13 protein-coding genes and 1 pseudogene are annotated in these 7,856 nt (G+C 49.3%); 5 read left to right on the top strand and 9 right to left on the bottom strand.

Features of this window, described 5'->3' with window-relative positions:
• Positions 1 to 106: 106 nt before the first annotated feature.
• Positions 107 to 385, bottom strand: coding sequence for a hypothetical protein (locus HMPREF0577_RS05515; protein WP_004012743.1), 279 nt, complete (start codon positions 383 to 385; stop codon positions 107 to 109).
• 2 nt (positions 386 to 387) lie between these two features.
• The gene (locus HMPREF0577_RS05510; protein ID WP_004012742.1) at positions 388 to 663 is read right to left on the bottom strand and encodes a BrnT family toxin; all 276 of its coding nucleotides are present in this window, start codon (positions 661 to 663) and stop codon (positions 388 to 390) included.
• Between the two features lie 192 nt (positions 664 to 855).
• On the opposite strand from HMPREF0577_RS05510, the gene HMPREF0577_RS05505 reads away from it, so the two are divergent.
• Positions 856 to 1,128, top strand: coding sequence for a type II toxin-antitoxin system RelB/DinJ family antitoxin (locus HMPREF0577_RS05505; protein ID WP_004012741.1), 273 nt, complete (start codon positions 856 to 858; stop codon positions 1,126 to 1,128).
• The gene (locus HMPREF0577_RS05500) at positions 1,125 to 1,406 is read left to right on the top strand and encodes a type II toxin-antitoxin system YafQ family toxin (RefSeq protein WP_004012740.1); all 282 of its coding nucleotides are present in this window, start codon (positions 1,125 to 1,127) and stop codon (positions 1,404 to 1,406) included. The genes HMPREF0577_RS05505 and HMPREF0577_RS05500 overlap by 4 nt, the downstream gene beginning before the upstream one ends.
• Before the next feature lie 167 nt (positions 1,407 to 1,573).
• Here HMPREF0577_RS05500 and HMPREF0577_RS11820 read toward each other — a convergent pair whose 3' ends face one another.
• From HMPREF0577_RS11820 to HMPREF0577_RS05485, 3 genes are all read right to left on the bottom strand, one after another.
• The gene (locus HMPREF0577_RS11820; protein ID WP_244854386.1) at positions 1,574 to 2,047 is read right to left on the bottom strand and encodes a hypothetical protein; all 474 of its coding nucleotides are present in this window, start codon (positions 2,045 to 2,047) and stop codon (positions 1,574 to 1,576) included.
• Between the two features lie 318 nt (positions 2,048 to 2,365).
• Complete coding sequence (locus tag HMPREF0577_RS11815) at positions 2,366 to 2,545, bottom strand: hypothetical protein (RefSeq protein WP_036342508.1); 180 nt, start codon at positions 2,543 to 2,545, stop codon at positions 2,366 to 2,368.
• Positions 2,546 to 2,561: 16 nt separating this feature from the next.
• Positions 2,562 to 2,846, bottom strand: coding sequence for a hypothetical protein (locus HMPREF0577_RS05485; RefSeq protein WP_004012737.1), 285 nt, complete (start codon positions 2,844 to 2,846; stop codon positions 2,562 to 2,564).
• On the opposite strand from HMPREF0577_RS05485, the gene HMPREF0577_RS05480 reads away from it, so the two are divergent.
• Positions 2,836 to 3,066, top strand: coding sequence for a hypothetical protein (locus tag HMPREF0577_RS05480; RefSeq protein WP_004012736.1), 231 nt, complete (start codon positions 2,836 to 2,838; stop codon positions 3,064 to 3,066). The two genes, HMPREF0577_RS05485 and HMPREF0577_RS05480, sit on opposite strands and share 11 nt — an antisense overlap.
• A 448-nt stretch (positions 3,067 to 3,514) precedes the next feature.
• Here HMPREF0577_RS05480 and HMPREF0577_RS10930 read toward each other — a convergent pair whose 3' ends face one another.
• The 4 genes from HMPREF0577_RS10930 to HMPREF0577_RS05465 form a co-directional block, all read right to left on the bottom strand.
• On the bottom strand, positions 3,515 to 3,715 hold the full coding sequence (locus tag HMPREF0577_RS10930; protein WP_244854479.1) for a PLD nuclease N-terminal domain-containing protein: 201 nt from the start codon (positions 3,713 to 3,715) through the stop codon (positions 3,515 to 3,517).
• 53 nt (positions 3,716 to 3,768) lie between these two features.
• Positions 3,769 to 4,509 (bottom strand): hypothetical protein, encoded by a 741-nt coding sequence (locus HMPREF0577_RS05475; RefSeq protein WP_004012735.1) that lies wholly within the window; start codon positions 4,507 to 4,509, stop codon positions 3,769 to 3,771.
• Between the two features lie 133 nt (positions 4,510 to 4,642).
• Positions 4,643 to 5,308: a response regulator transcription factor gene (locus HMPREF0577_RS05470; protein ID WP_004012734.1), complete on the bottom strand. Its 666-nt coding sequence runs from the start codon at positions 5,306 to 5,308 to the stop codon at positions 4,643 to 4,645.
• Positions 5,309 to 5,324: 16 nt separating this feature from the next.
• Positions 5,325 to 6,047, bottom strand: a complete 723-nt coding sequence (locus tag HMPREF0577_RS05465) for a sensor histidine kinase (RefSeq protein WP_244854384.1) — start codon at positions 6,045 to 6,047, stop codon at positions 5,325 to 5,327.
• Between the two features lie 954 nt (positions 6,048 to 7,001).
• On the opposite strand from HMPREF0577_RS05465, the gene HMPREF0577_RS11565 reads away from it, so the two are divergent.
• Both HMPREF0577_RS11565 and HMPREF0577_RS05455 read left to right on the top strand, forming a co-directional pair.
• Positions 7,002 to 7,214, top strand: a complete 213-nt coding sequence (locus tag HMPREF0577_RS11565; protein WP_169305148.1) for a hypothetical protein — start codon at positions 7,002 to 7,004, stop codon at positions 7,212 to 7,214.
• Positions 7,175 to 7,660: pseudogene (locus tag HMPREF0577_RS05455) on the top strand (transposase); the annotation flags it as partial. The gene HMPREF0577_RS11565 and the pseudogene HMPREF0577_RS05455, both read left to right, overlap by 40 nt.
• Positions 7,661 to 7,856: the final 196 nt, after the last annotated feature.

Here is a 7,856-nt window from a genome sequence, read left to right as displayed (position 1 = left end):
ACATTTAGTGCGATTCGTTGGAAACCATCCCTGGTAAATGCCCTGGTCACAGCCGTGGGGCCTTTCCGGGGACTCGATTGGTGTCTGCTAAATGTCTGCAGTGCTCTTAGCTAGCGAGCATCCCGGCGGCGAGGAGAGCGCGGGCGTAGTTGCTGGTAGTGGTCCCGCGTTTCTTGGCTTCTTGGGTTATAGCTTGTTTGAGAGCGGCGGGCACCTTGATAGAAAGCGTTACCGAGGCCCCGGCGCTCAACGGGGGACGACCGTAGATAATCTCGGAGTGGTTCTCCCAGCCTTGGGGCCACTCGTCGCACTCCAGGGCGGACTCCCAATCTGTAATCATCTGGTCGGTAACAATCTGGCCGTTCGCCGCTTCTATATTCGCCATCTCTACCTCCGGTTTAGCCTAAGTTCACGTTGAAATTTCTTGGTGGGTGGGGTCATAGCGTGGAATACCCGCCATCTGCCTTGTCTGTCCTCAAAGGCCACCAACTCAGCCAGGCGACCATCGGGCAAAACACCTACCGCAATCCAAATCGGCGGGTCGTCTTGCCCATTGCGCTGTCGACATGCGATGGGAGTATCCCACGCATAGCGCACTTCTTCCGGACTGAGCCCGTGTTTGAGAGCATTCGGCTCGACCAGAACTTCACCCAAAACATTCACCCACAAAAGAATACGTAAACATCATACTTAATAGTATACAGTAGTAGGCTGCACCGCACCGCTGCCGGTCGTTTTGCTGGGTTCACGAGGTGCTATCCGGAATTGTCGGCGAAAGTTTTGGGCTGTGAACTTGGCAATTCGATTGACGTTGTAAACCGTTTGATGTAGTTTTAATGTCAAGGAGGGGCTCGTATGGCGAATGTGCCGACGCAGATTCGGATTGACGCGGAGGTTAAAGCGCAGACCACGGTGCTGTTTTCCCAGCTGGGGCTGGATATGTCTTCGGCGGTTAACCTGTTTTTGCGCCAGTGTCTGCTGCATGGGGGTTTGCCCTTTGCAGTGGAGATTCCAAAGTTCAATCAAGACACCCTTGAAGCGATAGCTGAGGCTCGGCGTATCTCTCGGGATCCTAGTGTTCCCTCTTACGGTTCTATGACTGAGCTTAAGGAAGCTCTCGGTTTATGATTTATCGGATAAAGGCGACTGCTGCGTTTAGGAAAGGCTATAGGCTCGCCGAAAAACGTGGATATAACATGTCTTTGCTTGACGCGGTGGTTGACCGGATTGCCTCGGGGGAGACACTCGAGGAACGCTTCCGTGACCATGCGTTGAGCGGGGAGTTCAAAGGACTTCGGGAGTGCCACATAAAGCCGGATTGGCTATTGATTTACCTTATTGAGGAAGATATCTTGACTCTCACCCTGGTCAAAACTGGTACTCACGCTGACCTTTTCGGCAAGTAACCGTCCGGATGGATTGAGGTTTGCCTGGATTTCCAGGGTCTTGACCGTTCTACCGGTCGTTTTGCCGGGTTGCTACTGGTCGTTTTGTCGGGTTCATGAGGTGCTTCCAGGGCTGTAAGCGGGTGTTTGGAATGTGAACCTATGCATATTTCGCAAGCATTTAGTGGCTAACCTCGGAAATCAGGGAACTTAGTAGATTCTATTCGGGATAGGGGATTGTCTCGGTGGTGTGCTTGCCGTTGGTGTCTTGGAAGGTGAGAATCAGGGTGTGAGAGGCGGCGTCGAAACGGCAGGCTACGCAGTAGCCTGCCGTTTGGCAGGTCAGCGACTTGCTGCCAGATTCCGTCTTGGGGGCGGGCCAGAATGTTGTGGTTCGAGGGACTGGCCTTGTCGATAACTACTACCGCATAGTTGGTGTTTTCTATGGTGCAAGCTGGTGGATAGTCCGCGATTTTTAGTTCATATTTGGTTGCGGTCGGTTGGAGCTGGGGGAGGTTTCCGTATGGGTCGAGCTGTTTTTCGTAATAACGCAATAGCAGGCTCTCGCGGTACACCTGCACGAAGCCGTCGTTGGGATTCCAGGTGGTGTATTCGCAGACTCGTCCAGGCGGGCAAATATCGGTGGCTGGGTTCTCTAGCATGGAAAGCATATCCGATTAGTGCCAGAAAAGCGGCCAGGCACAAAAATACTAGCAGTGTCACTCCGGCCAGTACAGAAATAATTTTCAGCCATACTCGGCGAAACTTACCTGCGAGGTGAAACGCCGTTATTACCAATCCCAGCAGTGCTAGCAGCGGCATCCCTAAGATTACTAGCAGCAGACCGTCATGAACCCGCCAGTTGAACCCAGCGGACTGGGGGAATATTATCGCCTGCACTTGGGTCATGGCTAACGCAGCCAGTCCCCACAGCAACGCCGCTGCTACCAGGGAAATCCAAAAATCTCCCGAACGCTAAACTAGCCAATCCGCTTTGCTTGCCACCCGCCAGGAGCCTTTTCGATGTCATCTGTCGTCTCAGTCTCACTGGCCTCAGTTTCACCGGATGCCGCTTTGCCCGCTATCGCTACCGCACTCGCTGTCATCTCGGCCTTCGCTGTTGAATCGGAGGGTTGTGCTTGTTTCGCCGAGCAATCCACTGTGTAATCCTAAAGTTCACGGCTCAAGGCGTGGTGCGGGCTCGCTAATTGCGCTGTGAATCACTATAAAAACTGCGCTCAAGACGAGATAAAGCCCTACCGATAAAGCCAGTTTTGGCTCTAAAACAGGTGTCAGCAGCGGAATGGAAACAAATGCCATGCTAAGCGCGGTGTGCGGCGAAAGTTGTCTTGCTTGGGCGACATCGGGATTCTTTATCCCCAGCAAAAGCTTCCATATGAAGTGCGACAGCAGCAGCGCCCCGACGCAGTTACACACTATGGCGATAACGATGTACAGCATAGTGAATATTTTAGTTGACGAAGGTGCGCTAGGGAAGACTTCGTTGCGGCTGGCGAAAGCCCCGGGAAATATAGGACTCACTGCGGGGGAAGGTAATCTGTCGAAAGATTGCGTAGTTAATATTTCCCAAATCCTGGTGGTTGGCCGCTCCAGATTTGCCTCCCGTATTGGTGTTCTTCCCTACAACACCAGGCTGCGCCAGATACGGGATTTCGCCTAGTCCTCAGACTCTAAACGTGAGGGGATAACGAATCCAATAGCAAGTTAACCCAAAATTGAAAAGTCACTCTACCAGGCTTATCAGACGCTTTGCCGGGACTCTATCGGATGTTTTGCCGGATTCATGAGACGCTACCCGGGATTGATGGCGATTGTTTGGGATGCGAATTTATTCACACTTCACGAACATTTTCCGTAGATGGTTGCGAAAGTCTATGTTCACGTTCTCTCCATCTGAGACAAAAACATACAAACTAAGTGTTGACAGCAGTATGTAGCTTGGCGCTGTGTACTGCTGTCAATACTTATAATTAGGTTTATCAACATTATGCGAAGGATATTTCATTATTTGTTATCGGGGTTGTAATCAATTGGATATGGTATATGTGTATTCAGTACAATTATTATGCGCCTCCGATAGTTAACAATAACCTTCACATATCGCAGTTCTAGGTATGGTTAGTTCTTGTATAATAAATCAACCAAAGTAGCGAACCTACGGCTGGAAGAAATACTACAATGACAATCCAAGTAATCTTTGTTTTAGAGGCTATACGCGATTTTACAAGCGTGATAATAGCCGCTATTGTGAGAGCAGAAATTGTCACAGTACCCAAAATCCAGAATGTGTCGTAGAATGTTGGCAGCATTGGATTCATTGGAACCTACCCGAACAGTTCTTGGAGAAATAATACATCAAGATTTAGAGCCAACCTTCTTCTTCTTCTTCTTCAACTTTTCCTTGTCCATTTGCGGTTAGATACTGTATGCCTTCTCTAGTGCTCCAGTTAAGGCCACCCCAAGGCGTGGGTGCTCCTCTTTTTACCACAACTTTACATTCCATGGTTGCTTTCCCGTCAGAAATATAAGACCCATTTTTAGAAGAAGATATATTTGCAAGTGGATCTAAATTTTGAAGTACTGTGCAAGCATACGATTTGATTGAGACAGCCTTTCCTCCGCTCACGAGATAGGTTCCCGATACTTTCGTCTCTGATATTGTTATTCCCAGAAATTTGAACCATTGTGTTGCTTTGACGTGTTTAGTGCTCTTTGTAGCTCTGGTTTCTATACCAGAAGTGGAATCTGATGTCCTTTCAGTTTCCCAAGTAAAATTACCTCTAGTTACTATATCGTCTTGACTGGACTGATGACTATAATTGCTGCTCTGTGGTGTATTTATAAATATGTTACCTAAGAAATAATCTGCCAGCTCGTCGCGCTGATTTGCATTCAGTTTATCGAATCTTTTTAATTGTTCTATGTTATCTTTGTTCCCGTATCTAGCCTTTTCCTTTAAATTATTGCGAAAATTGTTTAGAACTATGTCTTTATTGGTGTTGTTGGATGGACTTTCGTTAGCGATTGAAGCAAAACTAATACCTGGCGTAGATAAAAGTAGCAGGGATATGCTAACGGCTGCGATTTTGCTGATTAGATTCATCTTAAATTCCTAAAAATTGAGGGTTGGTATTTTCTTAGGAAGCAGTTTAGCTTCCAGCTAAATTATCTTTGTAAACTACCGGTAGGTAACACCCCCAAAAGTTGGTAAAAAGTGGCCATAAAAAGTTGGTATGTTAGTCGACGATTCCGGATTTGATGGATTTGAGGGTGACTTCGCTGCGGCTCACGCAGCCGGTTTCACGCAGGATATCGGAAACATAGGATTTGATGGTGGCTTCGGACAGACTCATTTCAGAAGCGATTTCTCGATTCGATTTGGCTTGGCACATCAGTTCTAGCACTGGTTTCAGATGTTTCGACATGGCTTCCACTCGGGCGATAAAATCTTGGTACTGCACCTGTTTACGCTGGCTCCGCAGATAGCTTTCGGTCAACATCTCGGCGGGTTTACCACTAATCACCTGTCTGCCGTCGTGAGCCTGACGAATGAACATAGCCAAATCTTCGGCGGAAACATCCTTGGTTAGAAACCCCGCTACCCTCGTTGCCAGGCTGTCCTGGAGGGCATCCTCATGCTCGAATGCAGTCAGCATCACCACGGTGGTCTGGGGGTAGCTAGTCTGAATAGTCTTGGCAGTGGCGATGCCGTCCATAACAGGCATGTCAATGTCTACTAGCGCCACGTCTACCAAGTGTTTTGCCAACTCGGTGATGGCCTGGACTCCGTTAGCCGCTGTGGCCACTACCCGGATGCCAGCTATGCTGTCAAGCAGTATGGCCAGATTTTCCCGATAAATCCGGTCATCATCGGCAATCAGTATCCGCAGGTCTTCTTTCATGAGGATTTGATTCCTTTCAAGATGGTGGAATTACGGCCTTTATAATCCATTGTTGTTCAACTTTCCCGAAAAACAACTCGCCGTTTTCCTCGTTGAGTCGGGATTCTAAGTTGTTTAAACCAAAACCACTCGATACGCCAGCGTAGTCCGGGGCGGGAGAGATTTCGTTGCGCATGGTCAACAGGAGAACACGGCTTTCATCAAGTGTAGCCTCTAAAGCTACCTCAGTGCCGGGAACCCCGTATTTCAAAGCATTGGTGGCGCATTCTTGGATCATCAAGGCCGCCAAGAGTAGTTGTTGGCGAGTCAGCAGTGCATCCAGTTCCGAGGTTCCTACGGTTCTCAGCTTCATATCACGAGCGGATAGCATACTAGCCACTTCTTCGATAATCTGCGTTATGTTCTTGCGAGAGCGCCTTTTATCCAGACCAGAAATTACAGGCCGAATCCCCAGTGAAGCCGCTGTGGACAACTCCGATATCAGCCGAAAATCCTCACTGGTCGCCGAATCAGGATGCTTTTCCAACCGGTTCGCCAACACCACTAGGCGCACTAAATCTCGAGCGATAGTATCGTGTAGCTCTGTGGCTAAATCTTGGCGAATCCGCGTCTCGACCTGTGCGACTTCCTCTTTTGCCTGGCGCAGCCGGGTACTCATGGTTTCAGTGTTGAGCCGATGCCAGCGCAGGAAAAATCCCAGGGGCAGCACTAGGGAAGCATCGAGTAAAAATCCTGTCAACTGGGGAATTGGCCTTGTAGCGGTAAATAAAGCGAGAAGCTCTGCAGAGAAGTATAACATCAGCCCTGGAATGACCCAAGATCGTGACAACCAGCTCACCGAGATAGCGCAAACCCCGAGCACTAAAAATGGCATGCTATTGCTCAGAGACGTAAACAGAGTAATGTCGAATATAATTGTGTACAGAATCTCTGACCAGGGTGCAAACCAACCACAAGACGCTAGCAGTATTATGGATAAAAATAATATCCAAAGTGTTTCGACACTAGGATTTTGGTAGTAAAAAAACTGAGGCAATTCTAGTGTAGCGATGAGTGATGCTAAAGCAACGAAGATAAGTCTCTGCGCCCATCCCGGCCCAGGGTATTGTGGAAAGAAACGTACCATTAAGGAGTCGATTTGCAAGAGTCGATGCTACTTTCTCTTAACAGGGGAAGTGATTTGGCCATTGCTTGCATATCCACTCTCCAAGATGAGTCTGAACCTGATTTGTTACGGGCATCGAAGCAACGATGTCATTGGGTGATATCCCCTGAACTGGCACACCCCCCGTAACAGCCATCCAAATGCTCATACACACAGAAACAATTTTACCCAAGATAGCCATCTTGCGGCTCCTTTCAAACTCAGTCGCCTGATGTGACTGGCCACGATACCAAGCCTATTCCGCCACGACCACCTAGAATACCGGCAAAAGTAGAGAAAAAGCTACCATAAAAAGTGGGTATTTTTAGCTAGTAAACCAGCCACGTTATCCTCCCGATGGCAGTACAGAAGCGGTGTCAACAGCAGCAAGGATACTTTGTGGGCTCTTCACATTTGAGGGTGTTTTAAGGGTTGGGGTGGCCGGGGTTTTGGGTGTTTTGGGGTGTTGGCGTGGTGGTGGTTGGGTGTCGGAGCCTTTGCGATGATTGGTTTGTAAACATCGAAAAATCACACAGAAAGGCTTCGACGATGTTTGATTCTACCGTATGTACCCGTCCCTGCGCACCTGCCAGTGTGGAAAGAATCTTCAGAATCGCTGAGTCGGGTTTGAGCGTGGTTTCGGATGAAACCAGCGAGCAGCGCACGGTACTGTATTGCAAGATAGCAAGGAAAAACGAGTTCTGTCAGCGGTGTGGCGCACAGGGCGAGGCTCGAGGCACGGTGACCCGCTCTACGGGGTGAGGAGAACCCTGAAAACCGGGGCAAACCTGCTTACCGAAAAGCAAGCAGAGAAACTCGAGGCTGTCTTCGCTGATGATTTTCATGCCTGTGTGGAAGCAGCCTGGATATCATACCAAGACATGATGCACGCCTACCGACAGAAAAACCGCCAATACGGCAAACACCTCATGGAACAAGTCATCGACAAACTGGCTAATATCCCTAAAGACATCGCCGCTGGGCTACCCGAACTAAGACGGCTAGGCCGCACATTGAAGCGCCGCACCGGGGACATCCTGGCCTACTTCGACCACCCCCATAGTTCTAACGAGCCAACCGAAGCCATCAACGGCCGCCTAGAACACCTTAGAGGCACCATCCTCGGATTCCGCAACCTCATCCACTACCGCATCCGCGCCCTCCTCGAAACCGGAGGATTCAAAAAACAACTACACCCTCAAATGTGAAGAGCCGTTAAACTTGTGCACTCAGGCGAGGTGTCTTGCGCCAGGATGGATTTTGCCCCAGCCAGCCAAACTGAGCCAGCCCTTCATGAATCTACCGCTAAACCAAGCCCGAGATTAAGCCAGCCCGAACGGTTGAACCCCCCCGGAAGCCGGTGTGACCGGGGAAAACTTGCGGAGGAAAAACTGGGCTTTATAA

The sequence above is a fragment of the Mobiluncus mulieris ATCC 35243 genome (assembly GCF_000160615.1).
GTDB classification, from domain to species: domain Bacteria; phylum Actinomycetota; class Actinomycetes; order Actinomycetales; family Actinomycetaceae; genus Mobiluncus; species Mobiluncus mulieris.
This window is presented reverse-complemented; position numbering and strand designations above follow the sequence as displayed.

Bases quoted from the DNA above. Each gene is read 5' to 3' on its own strand.
- HMPREF0577_RS05480 (WP_004012736.1), top strand. From the start codon at position 2,836: ATGTACAGCATAGTGAATATTTTAGTTGACGAAGGTGCGCTAGGGAAG.
- HMPREF0577_RS11820 (WP_244854386.1), bottom strand. From the start codon at position 2,047: ATGCTAGAGAACCCAGCCACCGATATTTGCCCGCCTGGACGAGTCTGC.
- HMPREF0577_RS05505 (WP_004012741.1), top strand. From the start codon at position 856: ATGGCGAATGTGCCGACGCAGATTCGGATTGACGCGGAGGTTAAAGCG.
- HMPREF0577_RS11565 (WP_169305148.1), top strand. From the start codon at position 7,002: ATGTTTGATTCTACCGTATGTACCCGTCCCTGCGCACCTGCCAGTGTG.
- HMPREF0577_RS05500 (WP_004012740.1), top strand. From the start codon at position 1,125: ATGATTTATCGGATAAAGGCGACTGCTGCGTTTAGGAAAGGCTATAGG.
- HMPREF0577_RS10930 (WP_244854479.1), bottom strand. From the start codon at position 3,715: ATGCTGCCAACATTCTACGACACATTCTGGATTTTGGGTACTGTGACA.
- HMPREF0577_RS05485 (WP_004012737.1), bottom strand. From the start codon at position 2,846: ATGCTGTACATCGTTATCGCCATAGTGTGTAACTGCGTCGGGGCGCTG.
- HMPREF0577_RS05470 (WP_004012734.1), bottom strand. From the start codon at position 5,308: ATGAAAGAAGACCTGCGGATACTGATTGCCGATGATGACCGGATTTAT.
- HMPREF0577_RS05475 (WP_004012735.1), bottom strand. From the start codon at position 4,509: ATGAATCTAATCAGCAAAATCGCAGCCGTTAGCATATCCCTGCTACTT.
- HMPREF0577_RS05515 (WP_004012743.1), bottom strand. From the start codon at position 385: ATGGCGAATATAGAAGCGGCGAACGGCCAGATTGTTACCGACCAGATG.